The 26,550-nt window shown below is 45.1% G+C and carries 24 protein-coding genes; 13 read left to right on the top strand and 11 right to left on the bottom strand.

The genetic code is table 11. The features are described 5' to 3' along the window. Both DESLBE_RS12810 and DESLBE_RS12805 read right to left on the bottom strand, forming a co-directional pair. The gene (locus DESLBE_RS12810) at nucleotides 1–1,206 is read right to left on the bottom strand and encodes an MFS transporter (RefSeq protein WP_005808460.1); all 1,206 of its coding nucleotides are present in this window, start codon (nucleotides 1,204–1,206) and stop codon (nucleotides 1–3) included. A gap of 26 nt (nucleotides 1,207–1,232) precedes the next feature. Next, a complete protein-coding gene (locus tag DESLBE_RS12805) occupies nucleotides 1,233–1,613 on the bottom strand; it encodes an Rrf2 family transcriptional regulator (protein ID WP_005808457.1) in 381 nt (126 codons plus the stop codon). A 184-nt stretch (nucleotides 1,614–1,797) separates the two neighbouring features. Here DESLBE_RS12805 and DESLBE_RS12800 point away from each other — a divergent pair, with 184 nt between their 5' ends. The 4 genes from DESLBE_RS12800 to DESLBE_RS12785 all read left to right on the top strand — a co-directional run bounded on the left by DESLBE_RS12800 (nucleotide 1,798) and on the right by DESLBE_RS12785 (nucleotide 5,833). Then, nucleotides 1,798–3,123: a hemolysin family protein gene (locus tag DESLBE_RS12800; protein WP_015943051.1), complete on the top strand. Its 1,326-nt coding sequence runs from the start codon at nucleotides 1,798–1,800 to the stop codon at nucleotides 3,121–3,123. Nucleotides 3,124–3,266: 143 nt separating this feature from the next. Continuing rightward, nucleotides 3,267–4,556, top strand: coding sequence for a CapA family protein (locus DESLBE_RS12795; protein WP_144677130.1), 1,290 nt, complete (start codon nucleotides 3,267–3,269; stop codon nucleotides 4,554–4,556). Between the two features lie 134 nt (nucleotides 4,557–4,690). Then, nucleotides 4,691–5,002, top strand: a complete 312-nt coding sequence (locus DESLBE_RS12790; RefSeq protein WP_144677128.1) for a hypothetical protein — start codon at nucleotides 4,691–4,693, stop codon at nucleotides 5,000–5,002. Between the two features lie 69 nt (nucleotides 5,003–5,071). Next, nucleotides 5,072–5,833: a peptidoglycan recognition family protein gene (locus DESLBE_RS12785; protein ID WP_005808449.1), complete on the top strand. Its 762-nt coding sequence runs from the start codon at nucleotides 5,072–5,074 to the stop codon at nucleotides 5,831–5,833. A gap of 111 nt (nucleotides 5,834–5,944) precedes the next feature. Here DESLBE_RS12785 and DESLBE_RS12780 read toward each other — a convergent pair whose 3' ends face one another. From DESLBE_RS12780 to DESLBE_RS12755, 6 genes are all read right to left on the bottom strand, one after another. After that, nucleotides 5,945–6,955 (bottom strand): glycosyltransferase, encoded by a 1,011-nt coding sequence (locus DESLBE_RS12780; RefSeq protein ID WP_144677126.1) that lies wholly within the window; start codon nucleotides 6,953–6,955, stop codon nucleotides 5,945–5,947. Nucleotide 6,956: 1 nt separating this feature from the next. Beyond that, nucleotides 6,957–7,157 (bottom strand): hypothetical protein, encoded by a 201-nt coding sequence (locus tag DESLBE_RS12775; RefSeq protein WP_005808445.1) that lies wholly within the window; start codon nucleotides 7,155–7,157, stop codon nucleotides 6,957–6,959. Further along, a complete protein-coding gene (locus DESLBE_RS12770) occupies nucleotides 7,145–8,689 on the bottom strand; it encodes a hypothetical protein (protein ID WP_144677124.1) in 1,545 nt (514 codons plus the stop codon). Before DESLBE_RS12770 ends, DESLBE_RS12775 begins: the two co-directional genes overlap by 13 nt. 81 nt (nucleotides 8,690–8,770) lie before the next feature. Continuing rightward, the gene (locus DESLBE_RS12765; protein ID WP_242659932.1) at nucleotides 8,771–9,283 is read right to left on the bottom strand and encodes a hypothetical protein; all 513 of its coding nucleotides are present in this window, start codon (nucleotides 9,281–9,283) and stop codon (nucleotides 8,771–8,773) included. Between the two features lie 210 nt (nucleotides 9,284–9,493). After that, nucleotides 9,494–10,546: a glycosyltransferase gene (locus DESLBE_RS12760; RefSeq protein ID WP_144677122.1), complete on the bottom strand. Its 1,053-nt coding sequence runs from the start codon at nucleotides 10,544–10,546 to the stop codon at nucleotides 9,494–9,496. Between the two features lie 155 nt (nucleotides 10,547–10,701). Continuing rightward, nucleotides 10,702–11,526, bottom strand: a complete 825-nt coding sequence (locus DESLBE_RS12755) for a CAP domain-containing protein (protein WP_144677120.1) — start codon at nucleotides 11,524–11,526, stop codon at nucleotides 10,702–10,704. Nucleotides 11,527–11,844: 318 nt separating this feature from the next. On the opposite strand from DESLBE_RS12755, the gene DESLBE_RS12750 reads away from it, so the two are divergent. Then, entirely contained in the window at nucleotides 11,845–12,993 is a 1,149-nt protein-coding gene (locus DESLBE_RS12750; RefSeq protein ID WP_005808433.1) for a DUF362 domain-containing protein, read from the top strand. 46 nt (nucleotides 12,994–13,039) lie between these two features. Here the strand turns inward: DESLBE_RS12750 and DESLBE_RS12745 are convergent, their stop codons facing one another. After that, on the bottom strand, nucleotides 13,040–13,363 hold the full coding sequence (locus DESLBE_RS12745; protein WP_005808431.1) for a nucleotide pyrophosphohydrolase: 324 nt from the start codon (nucleotides 13,361–13,363) through the stop codon (nucleotides 13,040–13,042). A 201-nt stretch (nucleotides 13,364–13,564) separates the two neighbouring features. On the opposite strand from DESLBE_RS12745, the gene cdaA reads away from it, so the two are divergent. The 6 genes from cdaA (at nucleotide 13,565) to DESLBE_RS12715 (ending at nucleotide 22,195) form a co-directional block, all read left to right on the top strand. Beyond that, the gene (gene cdaA, locus DESLBE_RS12740) at nucleotides 13,565–14,380 is read left to right on the top strand and encodes a diadenylate cyclase CdaA (RefSeq protein WP_005808428.1); all 816 of its coding nucleotides are present in this window, start codon (nucleotides 13,565–13,567) and stop codon (nucleotides 14,378–14,380) included. A gap of 2 nt (nucleotides 14,381–14,382) precedes the next feature. Further along, a complete protein-coding gene (locus DESLBE_RS12735) occupies nucleotides 14,383–15,696 on the top strand; it encodes a CdaR family protein (RefSeq protein ID WP_144677118.1) in 1,314 nt (437 codons plus the stop codon). Between the two features lie 57 nt (nucleotides 15,697–15,753). Next, entirely contained in the window at nucleotides 15,754–17,358 is a 1,605-nt protein-coding gene (locus DESLBE_RS12730; RefSeq protein WP_144677116.1) for an FAD-dependent protein, read from the top strand. A gap of 153 nt (nucleotides 17,359–17,511) precedes the next feature. Next, nucleotides 17,512–18,849 carry a phosphoglucosamine mutase gene (gene glmM / locus DESLBE_RS12725; RefSeq protein ID WP_011461863.1) on the top strand — a complete coding sequence of 446 codons (1,338 nt, stop codon included), beginning with the start codon at nucleotides 17,512–17,514 and terminating at the stop codon, nucleotides 18,847–18,849. Nucleotides 18,850–19,369: 520 nt separating this feature from the next. Continuing rightward, nucleotides 19,370–21,193 (top strand): glutamine--fructose-6-phosphate transaminase (isomerizing), encoded by a 1,824-nt coding sequence (gene glmS, locus DESLBE_RS12720; protein WP_015943056.1) that lies wholly within the window; start codon nucleotides 19,370–19,372, stop codon nucleotides 21,191–21,193. A 297-nt stretch (nucleotides 21,194–21,490) separates the two neighbouring features. After that, nucleotides 21,491–22,195 carry a hypothetical protein gene (locus DESLBE_RS12715; protein ID WP_015943057.1) on the top strand — a complete coding sequence of 235 codons (705 nt, stop codon included), beginning with the start codon at nucleotides 21,491–21,493 and terminating at the stop codon, nucleotides 22,193–22,195. Between the two features lie 122 nt (nucleotides 22,196–22,317). Here DESLBE_RS12715 and DESLBE_RS12710 read toward each other — a convergent pair whose 3' ends face one another. Then, nucleotides 22,318–23,235: a DUF4180 domain-containing protein gene (locus tag DESLBE_RS12710; protein ID WP_144677114.1), complete on the bottom strand. Its 918-nt coding sequence runs from the start codon at nucleotides 23,233–23,235 to the stop codon at nucleotides 22,318–22,320. A gap of 273 nt (nucleotides 23,236–23,508) precedes the next feature. Continuing rightward, the gene (locus tag DESLBE_RS12705) at nucleotides 23,509–24,354 is read right to left on the bottom strand and encodes a homocysteine S-methyltransferase family protein (protein WP_144677113.1); all 846 of its coding nucleotides are present in this window, start codon (nucleotides 24,352–24,354) and stop codon (nucleotides 23,509–23,511) included. 466 nt (nucleotides 24,355–24,820) lie between these two features. On the opposite strand from DESLBE_RS12705, the gene DESLBE_RS12700 reads away from it, so the two are divergent. Both DESLBE_RS12700 and DESLBE_RS12695 read left to right on the top strand, forming a co-directional pair. After that, entirely contained in the window at nucleotides 24,821–25,762 is a 942-nt protein-coding gene (locus DESLBE_RS12700) for a cellulose binding domain-containing protein (RefSeq protein ID WP_144677111.1), read from the top strand. A 176-nt stretch (nucleotides 25,763–25,938) separates the two neighbouring features. Next, complete coding sequence (locus DESLBE_RS12695; RefSeq protein WP_005808410.1) at nucleotides 25,939–26,469, top strand: hypothetical protein; 531 nt, start codon at nucleotides 25,939–25,941, stop codon at nucleotides 26,467–26,469. Nucleotides 26,470–26,550 lie beyond the last annotated feature (81 nt).

The following is a 26,550-nucleotide window of genomic DNA, read 5'->3' as shown; positions in this document are numbered from 1 at the left end:
CTAAGCACCTCGCTGCACCCGTGCTGCAGGACGGCTTTTCATAAACAGTGCCAGCAGACCGGCGACGAAAGGCAGGACAAAGAGAGCGGAAATAGCCATTTGAAGCCCCCAAAGATCGGCGATACGGCCAATCAGAACCACTGCAAGGCCCCCGACTCCTCCGGCGAAACCCAAAGTTAAACCTGCTGCCATGGCCTTATTATTGGGAATAACCTCCTGAGCTGCGACCACAGTCACAGAGAAGCTTGAGAGCAGAGAAGCCCCGGCTAAAGCGAGAAAGAGAGTGCTCAAGGTTCCCTCTGTGTAGAGGAAAGCAAAGAACAAAGGCGTAGCCAGAAGGAGGGACCCCACGATCAACGGCTTCCGTCCGAATCTATCAGAGATAAAACCGCCGATAATTCCCCCCGCCGCTCCAGCAGCCAGCATAATGGTTACCAGGTGGCTGGCCGCAATATTGGATAGGTTCTGGGATTTAAAATACAGGGGAAGCATAGTGAGCATTCCTGTATAAGCTAAAGAACGTACGGCGATGACTCCGACGATAGTGCTCAGTTCCCTCGCAGCAGTTTTCAGGGATGCCATCAGAGCGGAAAACTCAGGGGGGGTTGAGGGAGATACATTGACCCGGGGAGAGAAAAAGAGGAGGAGCAAGGATACCATCACACCAGGAATCACCATGTAGAGAGTTCCCTGCAAACCATGGGCCTCGAATAAGGGCACCAAGAGCAGGGGGCCGAGAGCAAAACCAAAATTACCAAAGGCGATAAACGCCGAAAGCAAAACCGCTTTATAGTCTCCGCTTAGAATGTTGACCATGGTGGAGGCTTGAGGATGAAAGGCTGCCGTACCAAGGCCGGCCAGAGTAGCCAAGGTGACCAGAAGGATATAATTCTCATGAACAACTCCTGTCAAGCTGAGCATGATGGCCATCCACAAAGTTCCTACATAAACAAACCAGCGTTTGCCGCGGCGATCCAGATAATAGCCGATAAAAGGTTGCACCAAGGAAGAAGAGATGGTAAAGGAAGATACAAGAATTGCTGCTTGGGTTGCCGTAAAGTCCGGATGTAAAATAATGAGAAAGGGAAGCATCTGGGGCAGAAAGTTGCTATAGAGATCATTGAGCATGTGGGCCAGGGATAACACACCGATCTTAGAATATTGAATAGACTGTTTTTGAATAGGCTGTTTTATTGTCATAGCCATAAAAATAACCCCTCTTCCACCAGAGCTTAGACAAGCTCTGATATTTTTTTAGTTCTTAGTTCCTCTTCCATATTTTTCTCAGCTGCAAGCATGACTTTTTTTATGGAGCATTCAGGGTTCGAGTTCAGGCAACAGTCAAATAAGGAAGTTTTTCCCTCTATAGCTTGGATAATATCAAAAAAAGAGATCTTCTCCCAATGGGGACCTAAGGAATACCCGCCGTTAACTCCTGGTGAAGAATGAATCATCCCTTCCTTAACCAGCTTATTAAGTATCTTTGACAAGTAGGTAGGGGAAACATTTTGTTTTTCAGCTAATTCCTGAACCCCCAATTTCTTTTCCGAGCCATTTCTGGCAAGAAACAAGATTGTATGAAGAGCATAATCCGTCGCCCTCGAATATTTCACAAAAAATTACCTCCTAATCATAGACTATATGTATCTATAATATCCATAAATGCTGGCAGCGTCAATAATCAATTGCCGATTGCAATTTGCCTGATAAACAAGGATAGAATTATTTCATGAAGAAAAAATAGTGTTAAGAAGATTAAACGCATAGGCATTTTTACAGGAAATGAGGACGATAGATTTGGATAGTTTATGGATCTCTATTATGATCGTATTAATACTCATCATGGCCAACGGTCTTTTTGCTATGACGGAAATTGCTATTGTGACTTCGAAAAAGAATCGGCTGGCCAATCTTAAGGACAAAGGGGACTCCCGGGCAGCCTATGCTTTAATGCTGGCGGAGAACCCTAATCAGCTTCTTTCCACCATACAGATCGGCATCACTCTCATTGGGGTTATTACCGGGGCCTTTGGCGGAGCGACTATTGCGGGACAACTGGCTAAGTATATAGAGACTATTCCGGTATTAGCACCTATAAGCTATCAGTTCAGCTTTATTCTCGTGGTGGGATTATCCACCTATTTATCTTTGATTATCGGTGAACTTGCTCCCAAGCGAATTGGCATGGGCAACCCGGAAAAAGTTGCCTGCCGGGTAGCCAAACCTATGTATTACTTTGCCAAGGCGGGGCGCCCCCTTATCTGGTTTTTAAGTAAATCTACGGAATTGGTTTTAAAAGTTTTGCGTATCAAACCCAGTACCGATCCAGAAGTAACAGAGGAAGAGATCACGTCGCTTATCGAGCAAGGGGTTTACAGTGGTGTAGTAGAAGAGATTGAGCAGGATATGGTGGAGCAGATTTTTTATTTAGGAGACAAACGCCTGGCTGATATCCTCACCCCGCGTACCCAGTTGGCTTGGATCGATATCGAGGATACCTTTGTCGACATTATTAGCAAGATGAACGAAAGCCCCCATACGAAATTTCCTGTAGGTAAAGGGAGCCTGGACAATTTCCAAGGGGTGGTTCATACCAAGGATGTTTTTGCCAAGCTGGTATCCGGGGTAGACTTTGCAATTAATGACTGCATTAAGGATACACTGATTCATCCTGAATCCATGAAGGTCTTTCAAGCCCTGAAGACCTTCCAAGAGGCGGGGCACCACGAAGCTATAGTGATTGATGAATATGGAGGGATTGAAGGTTTCGTAACTCTTCATGATATCATGGAAAATATCGTGGGGGATATGCCCTTAAGAGGAGAACAAACCCCTCCGGAAATCATCGAGAAGGATGAACACTCCTGGTTGGCTGATGGATTGGTAGCCCTCGATACCTTCAAACGGTATTTCGATATTGAAGAAAAAGCCATGCCCCATACAGGAAACAGCTACCACACTCTTGGAGGCTACATCACCGATAAGATCGGAGATATACCCAAAGAAAAAGATAGTATAATAGTCGGCCATTTGCGGCTTGAGGTTGTGGATATGGACCATGTTCGGGTGGACAAGGTGATGATCACCAGGGTTAATCCAGAGGAACTTGAATTTCAAATATGATGTTTTTCCATAAATTATAAAAAAATAGCTGGGAACCAAAGTGTAGAAGGACTTAAGAGAAGATGAAGCGAATATTTAGAAAAGCTGTTCACAAAGATAGTCCTAAATAACGAAAAAGAAATTACTTCGATGTGGAGGTTCCCATGATAAAATATCCCTTTCCGAGAACTTATTTTCCCTACCTACTTTTACTCTTCCTACTTATCTCTCTATCATCGGTCTTAACAGGCTGCCAGGGTCAATCGATTCCTATCGGAGCGACTGAGCAAACGGGGCCAAATGAACCGGTGCCGACTCCTTTACCTGAACCTGAACTCATAGACCAAAAGGAGACAATTACCCTGACCGCTTTGGGAGATATACTCATGCACAACACTCTGATTTGGTCAGGGAGTCAACCGGATGGCTCTTACGCTTTTAATTTCTTTGGAGCGGTAGGAGAGCTGATGGAGGAAGGGGATTATTGTACCACCAACCTGGAGGCGGCACTTGCCGGTTCGGAGGGAGGCTATACCGGATATCCGTTATTCAATAGTCCAGATGCGATCGCTGACCACCTGAAAGACTATGGAGTGGATGGGGTGATCACAGCCAATAATCATATCCTTGATCGAGGATACCGGGGGGCGGTCAGAACCGTAGAGGTGCTCGAAAAAGCAGGGCTGGACGTTTTAGGTGTTCGTAAAAATCCGGGGGATTCCGGCTATCTCATTAAGGATATCCGCGGCGTCAAGGTGGGCTACCTAGCTTACACCTATGGAACTAACGGCTTAAGCCTCCCTTCTGAACATCAGTATTTTATTAACATGCTGGAAAAAGAGCAGATTCTCCAAGATATTCATCAATTGAGCACACAAGTGGATCTGCTAATCCTTGTACTTCATTGGGGAGTGGAATACAGTACAGAGCCCACGAACGAACAACGGACTCTCGCCCGAGAATTTTTGACAGCGGGTGCCGATGCTATCATAGGGAGCCACCCTCACGTAATTCAACCGGTGGAATACTTCAATATTGATGGTAAAGAGAAATTTGTGGCCTATTCTATCGGGAACTTTATCGGGGATCAAAGAGGTCAGGAGCGCAACAGCGGTGTTATCCTTCACTTAAAGTTCAACATTGAGAAAGTGATTCAACCCGGCAAGTTGGAGAGCTCTGCTTCAAAAGGGACCTCAGATACTCTGATATCCCAGACCACAACATTAAAGGGAGTTGAGCTAATCCCTACCTATTCTCACAGTTACACTAAGGGAGGCAGGCAGCAATTCCGCGTCGTCCCTGTAGAAAAAACCATCGGAAAAATTAGGGCTGATGAAGAGGAAGTCTTCTCCCGTGAGGATCTGCCTCTTCTTGAAAATATTCTGAAGACTATTGAGGAACGCCTGAATCAATTAACCTCGGAACGTAAGGAGCATAAGGGACTGTCACAGTAAGAAGTCTGAAAAAATGAAGACGGCGATAAGCCGTCTTTTGTTGTGGGAAATTCCTCCAAGAATATGAACCTAACAGAAAAAGCTGGAATATAGTTAAAGGGGAAAGATATCACGGCTTCAAGGGGGAAGTAGCGATGGATGCCTTAAGTATGGTTGTGCTTTTAGCCGTCGTGGTCGAGAAGATTGTAGACCTTTTTAAGACAGTTGTCAGCACGATTCCTTTTCTACCTGATAAAATTCGCCCCTTTACTTTAGAATTGATCAGCTTGGGCATAGGGATCCTTCTTGCCTATGAAACCCAAATCGATGCCCTAAGCTTAATCGGAATTCAGACTAAAAATGGGTATGTGGGAGTCATCATCACCGGTTTAGTGGTCGGCAAAGGTGCTAATTTTGCCCATGACTTTTTTCATCTCTTCAATGCCAAGCAGAGAAAAGTACCATAAGGTATCTTGGAGCATAGAATAAACGAAGGATAGATTACAAGAAAAGGAGGGATTATTACGGGATACGAAGTGAAAGAGCAAATCCTAGTCAATAATCGACCTCAAGAGCCTCTGCAGCCTCAGGGTTTCGTGATTCACTCCACAGCGACACCTGGGGCTACAGCCCAAAATGAATTTAACTATTTCAACAGTCAGCACCGGGCTGCTTCCGCTCATTATTTCGTGGATTGGCTTGAGCTCATTCACGCTATTCCAGAAAACGAAGTGGCCTGGCATGCTGGGTATACGGCCAACCATCGTTTTCTGTCCGTGGAAATGAGCGAACCCCAGGGACATGATCCGCAAAAGTTCCAGGAAGTCTGGAAACGAACCCTTTGGTTGGTAGCTGACGCCTGTGTCCGCTACGGATGGACGACACACAATGTCTTCTCTCATCGGGATATATCTCTTACCTATGGAGAAACCAATCACACGGACCCTATCGATTATCTGAAAAGCTATGGTTATACCTGGGAAGACATGATCATGGCCTTGGAGGGAGAAATCGATGGACTACAGAAAATCAATATAGGGGGAGATGGCAAAGTGGAGCATCTAATCTTGGTAAGTAGAGGAGCGGATGAGAGAGCAGCAGGATACCTGGCGGATTATCTCCAGGCCCCCATTCTTTACTTGGATCGCTTGAGTAATGGGTACCTGGATTCAGCTAAAAAGATATATGTGGTGGGTGGAAATACTAAACCGGTGGATAGAGCTATTTTGATTTCTGGAACTGATCGTTATGGAACTTGCCAAAAAGTGCTGGATTTTATTCGGACCGGAAAGGTGTAAGCTGGAGAGAAAGCAGATCAGCATTTTACCCGAGAATCATAAAAGACGAGACTTCCATCCTCACGTCTCGTCTTTTTACTTCATTGTTCATATGATTTTAATCCTCATGGGCTATTCGTGAGAGGAACTCACCAACACATGTTTATAGGCTGCCAAGGTCATTTCCCCAATCCTGGACCAAGAGTAATGTTTTTGAATATGTTTCGTCAAAGGCTCTGGCGAGAAGGTCAGGGCCTTTTCCAAGGCTGGGGTCAGACTCTTTTCTTCAAAGGGATCCATATAGACGGCCATATCTTGAAAATATTCCTCAGTACACCCTTGGTCCGTGGAAAGGACCACAGCACCACATGCTCCCGCCTCTAAGCTGGATAACCCCGGTGTTTCAAACCAACTGGGCATGGCATGAACCTTAGCGGCGGCATAAGCGGAAGCCAGAAGCCGTCCCTGTATGGTGCCCAAATAAATTACATTGGGATAAACTTGTACTTCCTCAAAGTACTTCGGTTCATTAATGGGACCTGCCAGAACAAGAGTAAGACCTAGCTCCTGACAGCATTGGGCCAGCCACTTTTGGTTTTTGCGGGAGGAAATACGAGCCACCGAGAGAACGAATTCTTCCGGAAGTCCCGGACACTGCTCTCGGAAGTAAGTTCCATCAATGCCAAGATACTCTTGGGGAAATCCATTGGGAATGACCTTAAAGGGTGTTGTGACCTGGAAGTCCCTTTGAATCTCCTCTATTTCCGCTTGACCGTTGGGAAGGAGCAGATCGCAATCCTGCAGCAATTGACTACGCCAAGGCTGATAGGATTCCCATTGCTCTAAAGCCACCGAGTTCATTTCAACTTTTTTTAAGTAATGAGCCATATTCCAATATATAGGGGACACCACAATGGGCTTACTTTGATTTTTAGCATTTTCAAAATACATGGCGGCATCCACTACCCGGGTAGCATTAAAAATATGAACCAAGTCATATTCTTCAAGCTGGACCTTGGGGTTAAGGGATAAAAAGACCTGTACCCCAAGGTTTTTTAAAGCTTGAGCTGTGGCCAGAAGCTGGACAGTGTCTCCCGCTGGGTTTTTGCGATAATCCTGACGGACTTGAAAAAGAACTTTCACACTAATATCCCCTTTGCAAGGCTTTGAGCAAGGTTTCAGCAGTTAGATGATAGCGCTGGGCCAGTTGTTCCAAAGTCATGTCCAGCAAGTAGTAGATGCCGCAGCCGGAGACAGGAATACCCAGTCTGCGAAAGTGAGGTTTCAACTGGGGATATTGTTTCAGTACATCCCCGTATTTCATAAGGCTGTTTAGGTTAACCATCGCTGCCAAAATCCTTTCTTTACAGCCGCTTCTTTTAGAGTTTGCATGTGGTGGACTTGGGTCTCCAGCTGTTGCAGAGCGTTTAAGGTTTGATCGTTTTTGCTTTTAAGCTCTTTGAGGAGCTCCAGTACCTCGGGAAGAAAATCCACCTTTTCGCTTAAGCATTCCAGATTACTGGTGATGTGTGTGGTACTTTCTTTCAAATCGCTGAAGATAAGGCTTAAATGATGAGAAGAAGCGCTATCATCAGATGTTTCCTGGGGACTGATCTGCCCGGTGGAGACAGGGAGGGGGGCTTGGGCGGTGCAAGCCACGGAATCGCTTTGTTCAGAGATAGCCTGGGTAGCGGTCCTCTCAGCCTCGGTTTCAGGAAGGGTCTTTTCATGGAAAGCAGCCTGTACGCTACTGTCTTTTTCAACATGTTGTAGGGTATCCGGGGGAAGGATATGAGGTGCAGTGAATTGATCGTTAGTTTGATGAACAGAAATCTGAGAGGAATCATTGAGAGGGGGGGTTCTAACCAGAGATAGTTCCTGGGCGAATAGGGGAGCCTCTTGACCTGTTATGCCCAACCAATGAGAATAAGTAGTTATTCCTTCAGTTTTTTGCGCAATGTGCAGGGAGAAAAAGTCGCCGGAATGAGCCAGAACGGGCTTCCAGCTTCTATCTTGAACCTGAAACAGTACAGCTTGATTGATATTTACTAACAGATTAAACATACCCTGGGATTCAATAACTCCTAAGCCTCTCCAGGGACCTTCAAGATTAGTTGCCGGTGAGGCCTCAATTCGCCAGGTACTTTTAAAGTCATTTATTTTTCCTTGGACTCCGTGACCGATTTCAAAGCGATCGCTGGCCGGTTGTTTGGCTGCCCAGAAAAGATGTCCTTCATCCTGAGCGGTAATAACCGCCGTCATATCTACTACTTCACGGGGGATAGTAAGAACCTCCTGGCGTTTAGACCAGAGATAGAAGGTACCGTTAAACATGCTGGCCAACAGAACGGAGCGTTTTCCCAGGAAGGTCATCATGAGGACGTGAAGATTAGAACGGGAATCCATGAGTACATGATATAAGGGATAGCGAGGATGGACCACTTCCCCCAGAAAGGCGGATTTCCAGGTCTGACCATTCCAGAAAAGGTGGGTGATGCGCCAAACATCAGGCAGCCCATAATGAGAGCTGGCATAAAAGATATGAATTACCTTGCCCGCTGGAAAGAGGAGCAGGCGATTAAAACGCTGGGTCCGGATATCCAATTTACCCAGAGACATGGTTTGGTGATGCCCGTCAGCCAGAATGACTGAGTAACAAAACTCACCGGAAACTTTTATGTAAGCAAGATGGATTTGTTGGGCATCATCAAGAATCCCTTGAGCAAGCAGGACGGATTCCTTTAACTCAAATAATGGGTGACCATTGGAAGAAGATAAAGTTAGCCCATCATTGTGTATCTCCAATAAGTAGGAAATGTTTTCATTAAGTAAAAGGAAGGATTGGGATGAGGAAGTATATGCGGGCAATAGGCACACCTCCTGTGATGTTGGACTAGGGCTGCCTAATGACAGCCCTAGCTTTTTTAGACGTTAAGAACAGTTGATAAGGGTGTAAGTTTAGGTGAGATTTACATACATTGGACCGGGAACAGGGCTGGGAAGTTGTGGGGGGAAGAAATCCGTAGGGAATGGGGTGAGATTTGGATTCAGGAAGTCGATACAAGGTTCCTCGGTGGGGAATTCTTCGCAGAATGGTGGTTCCGGGCAATACCCAAAGGCATCAATAGCCAGCTGCACAAATCCGGTTAGCTTCGCGATAACGAAAACCCCTACTGTGACAATTAAATCGTCTCCGGAAATGATGGCGGGAACCAGAATCTCGCTGCGAGTTTCAACTCTGAGGTTGAAATCGAACTCCGAACGGGTAGGCGGATAGTAAATCACGATGTCCTTGAAGATGTCAGGCAGACAGCCTGGAACGGTGAGGAGTTGCCCGGCGGCATTTCTTACAGTAGCAGTGAAGCAGACGCGCACGGTGAACTGAGCCCGGGCAAAATTTGGACGGCTGGGAATAGGGGTAATGACGATGCTCTCGGGAAGGATGACCCCATTTTGGAAAGTAATGTCCACAAAGGTGCACGGACCGCCACAATCTGGCAGGTCAATTGGGAAGTTTGGAAAACACTCTCTCTGTTGGCAACTAAAAAAGACTTTCTCGACAATTATGCATACTCTTTCGCGATAGGGGTCATATGGATAGAGGTCAGCCATGAGTTGTTTTCCCTCCTTTTTTGTATTTTCGGGGTATTCTATTCAAGTTTCACCCTAAGTGTTACAGGATTAGCCTGTGTAGAGCCCTTGCTTAAGGATTTTATTATGAATTTCTACGGCCCGCTTTTGCCAAGTGTTTTGCAAGGCGAAGGCCTGTAACGCTTCCTGATCCACACTCTTAAGCAAGACCTCCCTAATACTTTGGGAGAAGTCTTCCGCAGTGGCGGCCAGGTTAAGGCCAGGACAGCAATCTTCCCGACGTTGCTCAGAGTCCCCGGTACTGAGGCTCTGGATAACTTTTTGGGCACCTATAAGCTCAGGCAAAGGAGTGGCTACAGTAGGTAAACCGGCGGCTGCATATTCATACAGCTTAATGGGATTACAGCCCATAGTCATAGGAGTCAGCTTAAAGGGAATGAGGCTGACATTAAAGCCGTGGAGATAACCGGGCAGGCTGTCATAGGATTTTAAGCCGAGATAGCTTACATTGGGGCTTTCTAGAGGAAAGCCCTTAAGCATTACTAAAGCACCAAGAAAAACAAAATGAAAATTCGGATGCTGTTCAATAACTCTTTTCAGCAGATCCCAATCCAGCCAAGGAGCGATAGCTCCGCTGTAGCCAATAATGGGCTGCCCTGTCGGTAAATCAAGAGGCCGCTTTTGGGGGGTGCAGAAATGAGCAAAATCCACCCCGTTGCGCAGCAGGGTTACCTCAGGATGTTGTGGTGCCAATTGATCGTAAAGACTCTGGGAGGAAGCAAAGACCAGCTTAGTTTGAGCGAGTAAAGGCTTTATGTAGGGCCCCCAGGCAGCGAACTCCTCCTTGGCTTCATCGGAGCAATCGAAAACCACCGCATCCGGTCGGTAGGTATCAATGAGATAGAGATGCTGGGGGAAGGTCAGCCAAAGAATGCGGGGTCTGGGATGGGCTAACGTCATGGGAGAGATTCCTTGACAGAGATAGAAGGAATCCCAGAGCTTTTTAACCTGGGGCTGAGGAAAAGCCCCGCGATCCTCGTAAAAGATGGTATACCCTAAGTAAGAAAGTTCCCGCATGAGCTGTTGAGGGCGCTGAACCATCCAGCTCCAAGGTAAAGTCCGTGGGTAAATTATGGTCGGCATTTTTTCACCTCCTTTGATACAGGGTGACAGTTCTTTTATTCCTGGCTTTAAACTATTTCTACTATAGACTATGTAAGAAATAAAGAAGGCGTAACCATGAGGTCACGCCTTTACTAATTTCGAGGGGAATTTAAGTTGGGGATTTCGTTTACTCGTTACAGCTGAGCAAAGATCTGAACGTAGTAGTTCCCGGAGTTGCTGCTGACCACACCTACTCCAATATGGGTATAAGCAGGATTTAAGATGTTTTTGCGATGACCGTCACTGCTCATGAAAGCCGCCATAGCTGCATCCACTGACATATTGCGGGCAATATTTTCTCCTGCGGAGCGGTATTGAATACCTGCGTTCTTTAGCATATCAAAGGGAGAACCATAGGTGGGAGAAGTATGGCTGAAGTAACTGTTGGTTTTCATATCCAGGGCTTTCATCTGAGCTACGTCCACCAAGCGAAGATCCACCTGCAAAGGAGAGAGGCCAGCTGCTGCTCTTTCTTTATTGATCTCGTTAATCATAGCTTGTTCTTGGGTACCGAGTGTGGTGGTTCCATTAGTTGAAGGGGTGGTCGGTTGGGTCGGAGCCGGTTGGGCCGGAACGGATTGGGTTGGTGCTGGTTGGCTTGGTGCCGGCTGGGTTTGTACAGGGACTGTATTAGTAGGCTTTTCAGCCTCCTTAGCAGTAAATTTAAAATTCTTCAAGGAAATGACGCTGCTATACCCTTTAGTAGTGTTTACAAGCGTAGAACCGTTTTGGGTGGAATCGCTGGAACTATGATCCGAAGGAGTTCCAGGGTTACTCGGTGTGGTGGCTGTGAGGTTGTTCACCCAAGGTGTATAGGAACGGAGTGAAATGATAGAACCGTTAGAGCCACTTGAAGAATAAGAATTGCTCACCTTAAGCGCTGCTTGGACAGGGGCTGCGGCCACTGTTAACAAAACGGCTAAGGATACGCCAATAGTAAATTTTTTCGTCTTTTTCATAACATACCTCCAAATAGTTTCACAAACTAACCTGTTTCAGCTTAAAGTGCTATATTAGATTGTCCCTTTCAGGACAAATTGAGTATACCATTCCAAACTGTAAAAACCTACTAGAACATCTTACCAACTTTTTTCTGAGCCTGGAGTTGTTAGGTTGTTTTTGGATGACAAGGTTATCGATGGAAATTTCCTAAATTCGCACAAAAAAGGTATAATAGCTTTATCTTATTCATCTTTAAATACGATTCATAACAGCCTATTTGAAGGGGCCTGTTTCATAGAGCCAAAAAATAATTCTCAGTGAGAGGTTGTGAGCTGATGGGCTCCAAAGTCGTCTTAAAATACTGCCCGGAATACACTTCCGGGGTAGAAGAGTTCTTAAGAAGCGGATTGCAGGAATTGGGAGGTATGGAGGCTTTTGTGAAGCCGGGTCAAAAAGTCTTCCTTAAAGTGAATTTACTTATGAAAAAACGTCCCGAAGAAGCAGTCACCACCCATCCCTCTGTGGTGGAGGCAGTTGTTCGTCTGGTTCAAGAAGTGGGGGGAATTCCCATTATCGGCGACAGCCCCGGGGGACCCTATACGGTAGGTGCCCTTCAGGGCATTTACGCACGCTGTGGGCTTAAAGAAGTAGCAGAACGAACAGGAGCAGAGCTCAATTTTAATGTGGGTCAGGAAGTGGTTACCCATCCTGATGGAAAGCTGGTCAAGAGCCTAACGATTACCAAAAGCGTCTGGGATGCTGATGTGATCATTTCTTTATCAAAGTTGAAAACCCATGCTATGATGACTTTTACAGGAGCGGTGAAAAATCTCTTTGGAGTCATTCCGGGACTGCTTAAAGCGGAATATCATTTTAAAATGCCGGAGGTCATGCAGTTTGCGGATCTTCTCGTGGACATAGCCACTTGGGTTAAACCTGCTGTCAGCATCATGGACGGGATTGTGGGAATGGAGGGAGATGGTCCCTCAGCAGGTCAGCCAAGGGCAGTGGGAGCACTTCTCATGAGTGAGAACCCTTTCGCTTTGGATGTAGCGGCCACTCATTTAATCGGTCTAAAACCTGAGAATGTCCCCACCATCATGGCTGCCAGGGAGAGGGGCTTTGTCAGCCGCATTGAAGAAGTAAGCTTAGTGGGGGAGCCTCGATCCTTATGGCGTATTCAGAATTTTGTGGTCCCTAAATCTATGTCCGTAAACTTCATCGACCGTGTACCTCTACCATCGGGAGCAAGGCGATTTATTCTGAATCAGGTTCGTCCTAAGCCTCTTTTTAACCATGACCAATGTGTGGGATGTGCAGATTGTGTAAAGAATTGCCCGCCACAGGCATTGAGATTAAACGATCAAAAAAGGCCCGAGATCGATCTCGAGGCCTGCATTCGCTGTTTCTGTTGTCAAGAGCTTTGTCCCCACCAGGCAGTTGAGATTAGTAAGCCGGGATTGGCGCGAAGGCTATTTAAATAACTTGAAAAAATAATCCTCAAAATACTTGCCTGTCCATTGGGGAACACTATTCTTGTTCTTTTCGTGTCCAGCGGTTGCTGTCACGGACGCGATATTTTTCCATCATCCGGGCAAAGGCCTCCTCTAAATCGATGTTAAGGGAGTTTGCCATAGAAATGATAATAAAGAGGATATCGGCCATTTCCAAAGCCAGATCTCCTTCGGGTTCATCAGGCTTCTTCGGTTTTTCACCATAACGGTGGTTGACTTCCCGGGCCAGTTCCCCTACTTCTTCGGTCAGACGGAGCATCATGGATGAGGGCTGCCAATATCCTTCCTCGAATTGAGTAATCCAGTCATCCACTTGCTTTTGCCAATCTTTGATTTCCATGATTTAAAACCTCCCAGAGTTTTGAAGTAGTATTAGTTTTTGAGTTAGAAAAAAATTAATAAATTATTAAGGTGAAGTGTGCTATACTATCCTTTAATTTACTCCTATTAAAGTGTAAAATAAATTCCTGGGACGAGCAAGGGATTCAGCCCCTCTATGCAGAATTGTATGGAGGAACAAGAAAAGCAGAGGAGGTAGACCGTGAGTCAGTTGCTTTCACAACTACAATCATCTTTTGATTGGCGAACAATACTGGATATTGCGGTCGTGGCCATTGTTCTTTATCAGCTCTTGATGCTGATTAAGGGAACTCGTGCTGTTCAGCTTCTTAAAGGGATCCTTGTGCTGCTTATTTTGTCCAATATTGCTCAGTTCCTGAAATTATCCACTATCAATTGGCTGTTGGATCGACTCTGGTCCATGTTCTTTATCGCCTTGCCGGTTGTTTTTCAACCGGAGTTACGCCGGGCTCTGGAGCAAATCGGCCGTGGTAAATTCTTCATGCGCCATCCTCAAACTGTGGGCAATGAGGCCATGGTTCAGGTAATCGATGAATTGGTGCGATGTGCTCAAGTTCTTTCTAAAAACCGGATCGGGGCACTAATGGTTATGGAGAGGACCACAGGCTTGCAAAACTATGTAGAGACAGGCATCAAAATCGATGGTGTGGTTTCTTCAGAATTCTTACTTAATGTGTTCATTCCTAATACTCCTCTTCATGATGGAGCAGTAATCATTCGCAGCGATCGTGTCGCGGCGGCAGGGTGCTTTTTACCCCTTTCCGAAAGCAATGCCATTCAAAAGGAACTGGGAACACGCCATCGGGCGGCCATAGGGCTCACGGAAGTATCCGATTCGGTAGTTATCGTCGTATCTGAAGAGACAGGAGCCATATCCGTAGCAATCGATGGAGTATTGACACGTTTCCTTGATGAAAAAAGCCTGAAAGAATTGTTGTGCCGCGAGCTTCAAGTGGATACCACGACCAAGAGTTATGTACCCTTTTGGAGGTCATGAGTATGAAAGAGATGTTACAACGGAACTTAGGATATAAAACCATTAGTTTGGTCCTGGCCATTCTTTTTTGGCTTTGGGTGACCAGCCAAGGAAGCAGTCAGACCCTGGACCGGGATCCAACGTTTCCCCTCGCCTTGATCGCTAAGAATACGCCTGCCAACTCCATGATTATGACTAAGCTGCCCTCGGTAAAAGTTAAAACGGAGGGGTATAACCCCAGCGTCAATGTCAATGAGCTTTTTGCTTATGTGGATCTCAGTGGCAGCGAGCCTGGTGAACATGACTATGAAGTAAAGGTTGATCCTATTCCTAATATTAAGATCGTCGAGATTTCCCCTCGGGTAGTTACCCTGCAATTGGATACAGTCGAAGAAAGAATGCTTCCTGTAACGGTGGATGTTTCAGGAGCACCGGCTAACGGCAAAAAAGTCGGGGAGATAATCGTTAAGCCCAGTGTGGTCAATGTCAGGGGACCCAGCAGCCTTTTAGATGAAGTGGATAAAGTTCTGGTGGAGCTTAGTGCGGCCGGAGCCAGCGAAACCTTGCAGGTATCCCGCCCCCTCTTGTTCCGTGACAAAAATGGGTTAGCTATCTTTGGACCTGACCCCAGTGTGGAGACTATTACTTCAAGCCCTACCAGTGTTGATATCATTGTCCCCATTGTGGCAAAAGAGTTGGAAAGTAAAATGGTTCCACTTAACGCAACAACCACAGGAACACCCGCCGAAGGAAAAGAAGTACGCTCCATTCAGGTAATTCCCAGCGGAGTTCAGGTCTATGGTGAACCTGAAGTCCTTGCACAGTTCAGTGCCTTATCTATTGGTTCTGTGAATATCAACGGACTGTCTGAGACGAAAACTTATGAAATATCTTCGGACAAGGTGAGCTTACCTGAAGGCTTAAATTATGGGTCCAGAACTACTTTCTCAGTCATTGTGGAAATGGGCAGTGCCGTTCAGGATAAAACCCTCTATGATCTTCCCATTGTGCTTAGGAATCTTCCTGAGGATTTAGTCCTTGAGAAACCGCTTCCTGAAGTCAGTGTGACGATTAGGGCTTACCCGGAAATTCTCAATAACTTAACAAAAGAGCAGATTTCTCTCTGGATCGATGCGACCGGTAAGGCGGTAGGGGAGCATACCGTTAAGATCTACTGGCAGTTGCCCGCTGGTATTGAGATGGTTTCCATCCCGGATGTTACCTATACACTAAAGGCCAAAGAAGATCCCCCTAAAGAACCGGATAATCCGGGAACCCCAGGTAACCCGGGAAATCCAGGCAATTCGAATAACTCTGGTAACCAGCCGGTAGTGTAAGGTACCTCAGTAGTCTGTAAAGAAGAGATGTACCCTAAGTAAGTGGAGGTATACCCATTGAACCTCATATGGACAAATTTGCGGGTGCCAGTAGAAGAGGATGAGCGGCAGCTTCCTCTGATGATAGCCCGTAAGCTTAAAGTTTCCCAGCAGAGCATCTCCAACCTGCGGATTTTGCGCCGTTCAGTGGATGCCCGCAAGAAGCCTCAATTACTTTTTTCCTATACCCTCGGATTTTCTCTGGATATTCCGTATAAAGAAGTGAATCGCGTTTTGCATCGAGTAGCAGATCTCAAGCCTGAACCCCAGATTATGCCAAGGCCTTTTATGAAGCCCGAGAAAAGCTTAAAGCATCGTCCTATCGTGGTTGGGGCTGGACCAGCAGGATATTTTGCTGCTCTGACCTTAGCCAAAGGCGGCTATGCGCCACTGGTTCTTGAGCAGGGGGATGATGTGGAGACTCGAAGCTTAAAAGTGGAGAATTTTTGGAGAACAGGTCAGCTGGATACCGAAAGTAATGTTCAATTTGGAGAAGGGGGAGCAGGAACTTTCTCTGATGGAAAACTAACCACCCGCATAGCGGATCCTCGCATTACGGAAGTATTGGAGACCTTTGTAGAACAAGGGGCTCCTTCGGAAATACTTTTCCTGGCCAAGGCTCATATTGGAACGGATATTTTAAAAATTGTAACCCAGAGGCTTCGGGAGAAAATCCAATCCCTGGGTGGAGAGGTGCGTTTTCGCGCTAAACTCACAGGTTTACGCCATCAAAACGGAAAGCTTGTCGGCGTTGAAGTCAATCACCAGGAAGTCGTTCCAGCAGAGGCAGTGATCTTGGCTATCGGGCACAGCGCCCGGGAAACCTATCGCCTATTGCTGGCACAAGGAGTTCACTTGGAACAGAAGGCATTTGCCATTGGACTTCGGATTGAGCATCCCCAGAAGCTCATTAACACCAGCCAATATGGAGTGGAATTCCACCCCAAACTAGGCCCTGCCGATTATCAGCTGACGTACCAGGACACAACAACCGGGCGAGGGGCCTATGCTTTTTGCATGTGCCCCGGCGGCAAAGTGGTGGCCGCCGCTTCAGACCTGGAGCGGTTGGTAACCAATGGTATGAGCGAATATCGACGGGATACCGGGATAGCCAATAGCGCCTTGGTAGTGACTGTAGGAAAAGGCGATTTTCAAAGGGAGCATCCTTTAGCCGGAGTTGAGTTTCAAGAATATTGGGAGCACCAGGCGTTCTTAGCCGGTGGTCGTGATTATAAGGCTCCGGCCCAAAGTGTCCGGGACTTCTTAGCAAAGCGGGTCTCAGGAGATTTTCCTTTGCCTGCCAGCTATACTCCGGGTATTCAGCCTATTGAGCTCCACCGGGTTTTACCACAAGCCGTGGGCGATGTACTGGATAGAGCGCTGCTTTCCTTTGAACGGAAAATTCAGGGCTTTGCCGGCGAAATGGGGACCCTGACAGGAATCGAAACTCGAACCAGCGCTCCCGTACGTATCACCCGGGATAAGATGGGAGAAGCCTTGCATATCCAAGGGCTTTTTCCCGCCGGTGAAGGGGCGGGTTACGCCGGTGGGATCATGAGCGCAGCCGTGGATGGAATCCGCAGCGCCGAGGGAATCATGGCTCAGTATAACCCTGCAGATTGAATGAACCTTTTTGTGAAATATTGCAAAAGAGAATCAGATATATTTATGTTTTAGAGTCTATTATTGAGGAATAAGATGATAATGACGGCAATGCTTTGCCTTAGTAATCCAGTATGCCCATAACCTAGTAGTATTATGGAAGGGGTAGTTTATTTGGGTAAATTGTTTGGAACGGATGGGGTACGGGGTGTGGCCAATAAGGAGTTGACACCCGATTTAGCCTTTCGTTTAGGTCAAGCCGGTGCCTATGTGTTGAGCAAGGAACACCCCCATCCACGCATTGTAATCGGCAAAGATACCCGGATCTCCGGGGATATGTTGGAAGCGGCTTTAATTGCCGGGATATGCTCTGTGGGAGCTGATGTATTAAGAGTAGGGGTTTTACCCACTCCAGGGATTGCCTACTTAACACGAACCTTAAAAGCCAGTGCTGGAGTCGTCATCTCAGCATCTCATAACCCGGTTCAAGATAATGGAATAAAGTTTTTTTCCTCCACAGGTTACAAGCTGCCTGACGCGGTAGAGGAAGAGATTGAAGATCTTGTCCATAGTCATGAAAAACCCTGGGCAATCCCCGTTGGCAGTGAAATAGGGCGGGTGATAGAGATCCAAGATGCTCAGCGCCGGTATATGGATTTTTTGAAAGGGACGGTGGGCTCCCTTGCCGGAATTAAGGTGGTTTATGATGGCTCCAATGGTGCCGCGTCTCACGTGGGGCCCCAAGTTCTTCGGGAGCTGGGAGTGGAGGTGATTCCTCTATCTGTTACCCCTGATGGAATCAATATCAATGCAGGTTGCGGCTCTACCCACCCGGAGGTACTTCAACAAGCTGTAATCGAGCATAAGGCCGATTTGGGGTTGGCTAATGACGGTGATGCGGATCGTTTAATAGCTGTAGATGAAAACGGAGAAATCGTCGATGGGGATTTCATCATGGTTATCTGCGCTTTAGCACTTAAAGCCAAAGGGCAGCTGATGGAAGATTCTGTCGTAGTTACTGTCATGAGTAATCTGGGTTTGCATATCGCTTTAAAAGAAGCTGGAATTAGAGTTTATGAAACCCAGGTAGGAGATCGTTATGTCATGGAAGAGCTCCTCAAAACAGGAGCGAGGCTAGGGGGGGAACAATCCGGGCATATTATCTTCCTGGATCATAACACCACCGGGGATGGCTTGCTTACAGCTTTGCAGCTCTTAGCAGTGCTTAAAGAGCAAGGAAAACCTATTTCGAAGTTGGCGGCCAAAATGCAGCGTCTACCTCAGGTACTGATTAATGTCCGAGTCAAGGATAAGAAGAAAGCTATGGAAAACCCTTATGTTTTCCAAAAGGTGGAGGAAGTTAAGCGTTTCTTGGGAGAAAGGGGACGGGTCCTCGTACGCTCTTCCGGAACTGAGTCCTTGGTTCGTGTTATGGTAGAAGGCCAGGATCATGAGCAGCTCATGGGTCTGGCTCAGTCCGTGGTGGATATTATTAAGCGAGAAGAGCTTTAAAGAATTTTGGTTAAATTTAACCAAAAGAAAATATTTACTGTAGATATTTTTCAAAGAAAACGTATAATGTTCATGTACCTCTATCTAATTGTGGAGCGTACATGAACATCCTTGATAGGGGAGATGTGTAAGATAAAAGTAAGAGCAAGGTGGATGAGTATAACAAAGAAAATCTGTGTGGTTAAGAACTGGCAAGTTTATACAGCGCCTGGACCGTAATCGAGTTACGAACTCGAATATCGATTAGGGTTGACGAGGAGGAGAGTTATCGAAAGACTCGGCGGATGCTCTCCCGGTGTCTTGACACCGTAAGCTTATTACAAAACCGTGAAGTAATTTGCGGGACAAAAGGTAAGCCTCAAGGAACGGGAGTAGTCTGCTCTTTTTTAGATGATCTCTTTGTTCATATAGCCAGAAAACTTTGAACCGCTCGGAGAGCGGTTTTTTATTTGGTATTACCTATAGAGACTTCCTTGCGTATGCATGCATGTGAAGCAGAATTGAGAGGAGAAAAGAGACTATGTGTGGTATCGTTGGATATATTGGTAAACGCCCGGCTATTCCTGTTCTATTGGATGGATTAAAGAAGCTTGAATATCGCGGGTATGATTCAGCCGGAGTAGCAGTCCTTGAGCAGGATGCTATTACGACCTGCAAGGCTGTAGGCAAATTAGCTGTTTTGGAAGAAAAGCTGGGAACAGATTTTTCTCAGACCTGTATCGGTATCGGACATACCCGGTGGGCGACCCATGGCCGCCCCTCTGATCTCAATGCACATCCCCATTTGGATACTGAAGCAAAATTTGCCGTAGTTCATAATGGGATCATCGAGAACTATATCGAGTTGAAGGAATGGCTGGTCGAACAAGGTCATACCTTCGTTTCAGAAACAGATACAGAGGTATTGCCCCATTTAGTGGAATATTTCTATAAGGGAGACTTAGTCGCAACAGTACGTGAAGTGCTCAACAAGCTCAAAGGTTCCTTCGCTATTCTGGTGATGAGCCGTCAGGATCCGGATATTCTTGTGGCAGCCCGTAAAGATAGTCCCATGGTTGTGGGATTAGGAGAAGAGGAATTCTTCGTAGCCAGTGATATTCCTGCTATCCTCAACTACACCCGCAAAACCTATATCATTGAAGATGGAGAGATGGTTATTCTCACTAAAAATGGGGTAGAGGTTACGGATTTTGAAGGAAAAGAAAAAGAAAAACAGCTTTATGAAGTGAAATGGGATGCCGTAGCGGCTGAAAAGGCCGGCTATGATCATTTCATGCTTAAAGAAATTTACGAACAGCCTCGCGCTCTTCGAGATACTTTAATCAGCCGCTTAGAAGATGACAAAGTCGTTCTTAATGAAGTGGACCTGACTGCGGAACAACTGAGAAGTTTCAGGAAAGTCTTTATCGTGGCCTGCGGTACAGCTTGGCATGCGGGTTTAGTAGGCAAAACTCTCATTGAACGTTGGGTTCGTCTCCCAGTAGAAGTGGACATCGCTTCAGAATTCCGCTATCGTTCTCCCCTGGTAGATGAGCATACTTTAGTCGTGGTTATCAGCCAATCTGGTGAAACTGCCGATACTTTGGCAGCCCTCCGGGAGGCCAAGAGAAACGGTGCCCGCATAGTTGCCATTACTAATGTAGTAGGAAGTTCTGTAGCTCGTGAAGCCCATGATGTAATCTACACCTGGGCCGGCCCGGAAATCGCCGTAGCCTCCACTAAAGCCTATACTACCCAATTAGAAGGGGTGGTCCTTTTGGGGCTTTATTTGGCTCAAACCCGCGGTACCCTGGCAACCGAAAAGATCCGAAAGATCATCACTGCCCTGCGCAGGCTCCCTGCTCAAGCCCAGGAGATCCTTGACGAGTCTGAGCATATTAAAGACTTAGCCCAGTCCTTTGTTGAGGTAGAAGATGCTTTCTTCATCGGCCGCGGCCTGGATTGGAATGTGGCTATGGAAGGTGCTCTAAAGCTTAAAGAAATCTCATATATTCATGCGGAAGCCTATGCTGCCGGAGAACTCAAGCATGGCACTCTGGCTTTAATCACCGACAAGACCCCTGTCATTGCCTTGGCTACTCAAATGGATGTCTACGAAAAGACTTTATCTAATATTATTGAGGTCAGAGCCCGTGATGCCCGAGTCATCGGTATCACCTTCAAAAGCAATAAGGATCTGGACAAGTCAGTGGATCGTGTAATCTACCTGCCCGAAACCATCGGCGAACTGGCTCCTATTCTCACTGTGATTCCAATGCAGCTCCTGGCTTACTATGTTTCCGTGGCCAGAGGCTGTGACGTGGATAAACCGAGGAATCTGGCTAAAAGTGTAACAGTCGAATAATTTTTTTGATGCTATTGATAAAAGCCCAGGAATGGCGCCGTTTTTCGTCGCTTGGTCCTGGGCTTCTCTTTAAATATCTTCAAGAAAGTACATACTTTGTATGGAATGGTTACCAATCATGTAGCTAAGGAAAAAATAAAGAATTCCTAACGATTCGTATTTTTTCTAAAAAATGTAGAGGTTAATTAGAATTGATGTAGAATTAATATAATATACAAAGTAATTAAATAATTCTCTTTTCTCCTAACTTCTCGAAATGGGATTTGCACATTATTATTTTGAAAGGAAGTAATGCCAATGGAGCAGAATGTGAAACCTTTTGAAAAGTTTTTCTCCGGTAGTCATCTTATTCTGGGTGAAGCAGGATCTGGAAAGACAAAATTAATATGGTCTATCCTTCAGGACAGAGAATATGTCAAAGAGAATTCAATCAATATTGTTCTTACAGACTCGGAGAAAAGAATGTGGCATGATTCTTATCAAAACCCCGTTACAATTATAAATCCGTATGATTCAGATATTTCTTGGGTTACTAATCCTAGCAAGCCAGGTATTTACTATTGTGCTTGTGATTATGCTCCAAGAATTATTACTTTTTTGGAGTGTTTAGCTACCTGGGCCGTTCAAAATGAAAGGAAATTTGAGCAAAAGGTCCGTGTTTTCATTGACATATCCTCAAAAATATGGATCCTTCCTGAATTTATTGAGCAAGTAAACAGACTGCACTTCATTGCAAGTAGTCAGGAAGATGATTCAATTGAAATTTGGGCAGTCCTGGGTAGTCTAAAGAAATTGACAAATCAGGCTAAACCAATCTTTGCCTGCATCAATCTGGTCCTAATGAATCCTATTTCTCCATCATGGATAGATGAGCTTAAAGATATAGTAGGTATCCAATGTGGAAATCTTCGGGATAAACTGGACGGCATCCGTGTTGATAAAAAAGAGGGGTATTATTACGCTCCCTCTGATGATCAGGAACTTTATTTCCAGTCCAATTAGTAAATAATTAAGGTTCGCAGTATCTCAAAATAATTAAGATATAGTCTAAATGTTCAAAATGGAACCCGTGGCAGAATCGGCAGTGATCCGGTTAATGCCACGGGTTTCTATATGCTTTCTGGCTATTCCAGAAGCCATGCTTCGGCTTCTTCTTTACTCTCATACATTCTAAAGTGATTACCTTTATTGGTTTCCGCGGTCATTTCTCTAAATCGGCCCTTCTGCATGGTCTCTTGGGGAACAATAAGAACAATTTTTATGCCATAGTTACTGAACTTTTGAATAATACCGCCTGCTACTCCGGTTTTAAGATCGAAGAAGTCTTCAGATAAGGTTGTATAGTGGAGCATAAGCCTGCTCAACTCATGCTCCCAACATAAAGAGATAAGGTCAAGAGTATCGTTCTCTGTATTTAATCGGTTCTCAATCGAAATCAATTCGATGTATTTTTTGTTTTCTGTTTCTCTAATTTGATAATTCATTTTCTCTTTCTCCTCAATAAGTTGATGTTCATGCAATTTCCGACGGGTTTCTTGAACCCAATTTAATTCGTGACTATAAGTTGAAATGATGTTCTCCGAAATCATCTCCCAAATTAAGCTTTCTCTAGAGGTTCGATTAGGTGAGTGAAGAGAACGTCTGGCTTTCTCCTGCTGCAGAGCTAAGTGCAGTTTGAGTTCATTTTCATAGCTTGAGAGAGATTCATTTATTTCCTGGTCATTTAATATGTCTGACCAGGCAAGCTGCACTAAAAAAGTTTTTTTTATCTCAGGTACTTCAGGTGAGTGCAGTACCCATGTTTTGAGTTTTTTCAGACCTTCTTCGGTTATGGTATACACTTTTTTTGAAGGAGAGCTTTCCTGATGGATCACTTCATTGGTAACGAGCTCCTTTTCTTGCATTTTAATAAGAGCTTTATAAATTTGATTATTATTACCGGACCAGTACATGAAAGAGGATTCCTCAAAGATCTTTTTTAGTTCATATCCTGTAGATGGCTGCCAGCTCAGAATACCTAGTATTGCATGATCAATTGACATAAAAATGCACCTCGTTTGAAATAACATAGGTTAATTGTAACATATATTAATGATGGCGTCAAATAGTATGATAATAGAAATAAAAAAACCGTGGCGCTAACAGGGAGAAATCCGATAGCATCACGGGCTTATTTAACTATAGTAAGTACGGAGCGTTAAGCGTCATCAATTTTAAGCAACCAGACGAATACCATCATTATGAAAATGGACCCATATGCTACGCTTTGATCTGGGCAACAGGAACTGCGATTATACAAAAAGGCTAATTATGTTTTAACCCAACGATTCCTTTATGGTACTAATAAACTCAGGAGTCGTCCCACAGCATCCGCCAAACCACTTCACGCCGAGATTGGCCATAACCTGGATATATCGGGCGAATTCCTCAGGCTCCACATCATAGACAGTTCGGTCACCGATCAATTTCGGCAAACCAGCGTTGGGCTGAACTAAAATAGGTAACTGGGTGGAAGACACCATGGTTTCCACGATGGACAGCATCTCGCCAGGACCTAAAGAACAATTGACGCCAACAGCATCAACACCATATTCCTCCAGTGAAGCAACCACTGTCTTGATATCCTTGCCCATTAAAGTTCTTCCTTTTTGTTGAAAGGTAAATGTGCAAATAACTGGTAGGGAGGAATGATCTTTAGCTGCTCTAATGGCTGCGTGCGCTTCCGTTAGATCAAAAAATGTCTCGATTAATACCAGATCGACATTTCCTGTTAAGGCTGCTGCTTTAATTTGGCAAGCGTATAAGTCGTATACCTCTTCGAAAGATAAATCCCCTAAAGGCTCAATTAGTTCACCGGTTGGTCCCACATCTAAAGCAACCAAATTCTTACCAGCCGCTCTGCGGGCAATGGCAATAGCTGATTGGACAACTTCTTCTACGCTATATCCAGTTCCATTTAATTTTGTTTCAATAGCTCCAAAAGTATTGGTAGTGATAATGTTACTACCGGCCTTGATGTATTTCCTATGGACTTCTTCAATGACCTCCGGTCTCGTTATATTCAATACTTCCGGGGGCTGACCGGGGGCTAGGTCGTACTTTTGCAGCATGGTGCCCATTGCTCCATCAAAAATAACATAAGAATCTTTATCGAGTATCATGTAAAAACCTCCAGGCAAAGTATTGATGGCATATAATGTTCATTGTTCTCCTGATTCAATAGCTATCCCTTATAATAATAAAGAAGGTGGTTCAGATTCGCAAGCAAACCTTTAATAATTGAAATAAAATCAACCGTTTTTTATGCTGCTAATACATGCATATGCCTACCCAAGCATTGATATAAGACAAATTATGCATTGATAAACAATATAATAGTCCCAGGGGATAATCTGGGTTCAATAATAAAAAGGGCTGGAATTCCTTTATATAAAGCTAAAAATGAAGAAAGAAACAAATGCGTCATGGAGCTGTGATATTTCCATAATGTACATGTAGATCTTGGCTCACGAATCATGTTAATCTGCTTATAGTAATTCTAAATTTTGACCCGATTCAAATCCGGTTCTGAATAAGCATATATGTTTCATCAAGGGGAGAATCACCATGTTATGGAGGTGAGGTCGGGTGAAAAGGGTTATCCTTTTATTAGCGTTGATTTTAGCAATGGTGAGCTCGATTACGGCAGGGACCCTTGCGTCTTATACTGTGGCTATCGACAACCTGGCTGGAGGCAATGTGGTTGCCAAGGAGTTTATTTTCGTCGGCGAAGGAACGGATACCTTTCAAGAGGGCTTGAAAATAGCGCCTTCGGAGACTCTTCAATGGCAATTTAAAGTGAAAAACTATGAAAGACATGTGGTCACTGAGACCGATATGTACTATAAGCTTACTTTTGATGTATTTGCCTCTCCTGGCAAAAAGGCTATTGATCCCCTTACAGTAACCGTGAAAGATGGGACGGGGGCTATTCTTAACCAGATGACAGGGGTAGGGACATTTGACCTGCTTGGTGCCTTTCCACTTTCGGAAACAGGTCAAGAGCGAAATATTTTAGTAGAGATCGCTTGGCCCGATGGAGGTAAATCGGATAAGGATTATGCCGGAAAAGAGTTTGGCACCAGTATCATAGTGAATGCCCAGGCTTCCCAAGTGCCCTTGGACAGCAACCCAAACCCGGAAACTCCTGAAGGTCAGGTAAGTGTGCTTTATGAAACCACCACTCCTTGGCAGAACGGGCAAAGCGGAGAGTATCAATATCAATACAAAATTACCATTACCAACAATTCCTCTGTATCCATTGAAGATTGGTATATAACCTTCCTTCTCCAAAACGATCGATTGAATAGTGCCTGGAATGCCAAGCTAATATCTCGTTCTGATGAAGGAATCTATCGATTTGAAAACCCAGCCTATAACAATGTGTCTATGGATAACATTTTACCTGGGCAAAGTGTGTCTTTTGGAGGTTTGGCCAGTGGAATGGGTACGGAAACCCTTCGGAATATTGGTGTTGGTGGTAGCAACACAAGCCTTATCACCAACGTTAATGTTATGCACCAGCCTTAATGAATCGAAGGAGGAGGGGATATGAGGGCAAAGGTTATTTTGATTTTTGCACTAATGGTTATGGTTCTTGGTTCCCTAATGGTGAGCACTCTTTCCAATTATAATAGCGTATCCAGTTTCGGAATAAGTATCACGCCATATTAAAATAAAGCATAACATCATGGAGGTAATAACGAATGAAAAAGGTTCTAAGCATAGTTGCGCTAGCTTTAGTGGTATCCACATCCATCATTTCCGGAACTTTGGCTATGTATACTACAGACATTGATGCTTTGGCTCAAGGCAGTACAGTGGCTAAGGAGTTTATCCTGACTGAGGGGGGTACAGATACCTTCGCTGAAAATGTCAAGATTGCCCCTTCGGAAACCATGAGCTGGCAGTTTAGCGTCAAAAACTTTGAAGGTGCTGTAGTCAGTGAAACAGCTATGGATTTAGATATTGATGTAGATGTTGTGGCGGCTGACGGCAAAAAGGTCATTGCGCCTCTGGTATTTACCGTGGAGAATTCTAAGGGAGATGTGGTCGGTACTGTAAATTCTTTAGGTAAAGTGGAACTTAATGACGAGTTTGTTCTTAGTGCCCAGGGGCAGGAAAAGGTCTATACCGTATCCGTTAATTGGCCAAGCGATAATAACGTAGATATTAACTATGCAGGAACAGGCTACGGAACAGCTATTCAAGTCTCTGTAACGGGTACCCAAAAGTAATCTGCTTTACGGAAGTAAGTTTAAAAAGAAAATGGGTTTCACAGGCAAATAAGCGATAGATTCTGGAAGCGGAAGCGTTAG

The sequence above is a fragment of the Desulfitobacterium sp. LBE genome (assembly GCF_007830365.1).
Taxonomy (GTDB): Bacteria; Bacillota; Desulfitobacteriia; order Desulfitobacteriales; family Desulfitobacteriaceae; genus Desulfitobacterium; species Desulfitobacterium hafniense.
Note: the sequence above shows the minus strand (reverse complement) of the source record. Positions and strands in the feature narration are given on the sequence as shown.

What these genes read in the sequence shown, in the direction of transcription:
- DESLBE_RS12745 (WP_005808431.1), bottom strand. Translation starts at nt 13,363, where the DNA reads ATGGAAATCAAAGATTGGCAAAAGCAAGTGGATGACTGGATTACTCAA.
- DESLBE_RS12715 (WP_015943057.1), top strand. Translation starts at nt 21,491, where the DNA reads ATGGAGCAGAATGTGAAACCTTTTGAAAAGTTTTTCTCCGGTAGTCAT.
- DESLBE_RS12705 (WP_144677113.1), bottom strand. Translation starts at nt 24,354, where the DNA reads ATGATACTCGATAAAGATTCTTATGTTATTTTTGATGGAGCAATGGGC.
- DESLBE_RS12710 (WP_144677114.1), bottom strand. Translation starts at nt 23,235, where the DNA reads ATGTCAATTGATCATGCAATACTAGGTATTCTGAGCTGGCAGCCATCT.
- DESLBE_RS12750 (WP_005808433.1), top strand. Translation starts at nt 11,845, where the DNA reads ATGGGCTCCAAAGTCGTCTTAAAATACTGCCCGGAATACACTTCCGGG.
- DESLBE_RS12810 (WP_005808460.1), bottom strand. Translation starts at nt 1,206, where the DNA reads ATGGCTATGACAATAAAACAGCCTATTCAAAAACAGTCTATTCAATAT.
- DESLBE_RS12790 (WP_144677128.1), top strand. Translation starts at nt 4,691, where the DNA reads ATGGATGCCTTAAGTATGGTTGTGCTTTTAGCCGTCGTGGTCGAGAAG.
- DESLBE_RS12755 (WP_144677120.1), bottom strand. Translation starts at nt 11,526, where the DNA reads ATGAAAAAGACGAAAAAATTTACTATTGGCGTATCCTTAGCCGTTTTG.
- DESLBE_RS12795 (WP_144677130.1), top strand. Translation starts at nt 3,267, where the DNA reads ATGATAAAATATCCCTTTCCGAGAACTTATTTTCCCTACCTACTTTTA.
- glmS (WP_015943056.1), top strand. Translation starts at nt 19,370, where the DNA reads ATGTGTGGTATCGTTGGATATATTGGTAAACGCCCGGCTATTCCTGTT.
- DESLBE_RS12735 (WP_144677118.1), top strand. Translation starts at nt 14,383, where the DNA reads ATGAAAGAGATGTTACAACGGAACTTAGGATATAAAACCATTAGTTTG.
- DESLBE_RS12695 (WP_005808410.1), top strand. Translation starts at nt 25,939, where the DNA reads ATGAAAAAGGTTCTAAGCATAGTTGCGCTAGCTTTAGTGGTATCCACA.
- DESLBE_RS12775 (WP_005808445.1), bottom strand. Translation starts at nt 7,157, where the DNA reads ATGGTTAACCTAAACAGCCTTATGAAATACGGGGATGTACTGAAACAA.
- DESLBE_RS12760 (WP_144677122.1), bottom strand. Translation starts at nt 10,546, where the DNA reads ATGCCGACCATAATTTACCCACGGACTTTACCTTGGAGCTGGATGGTT.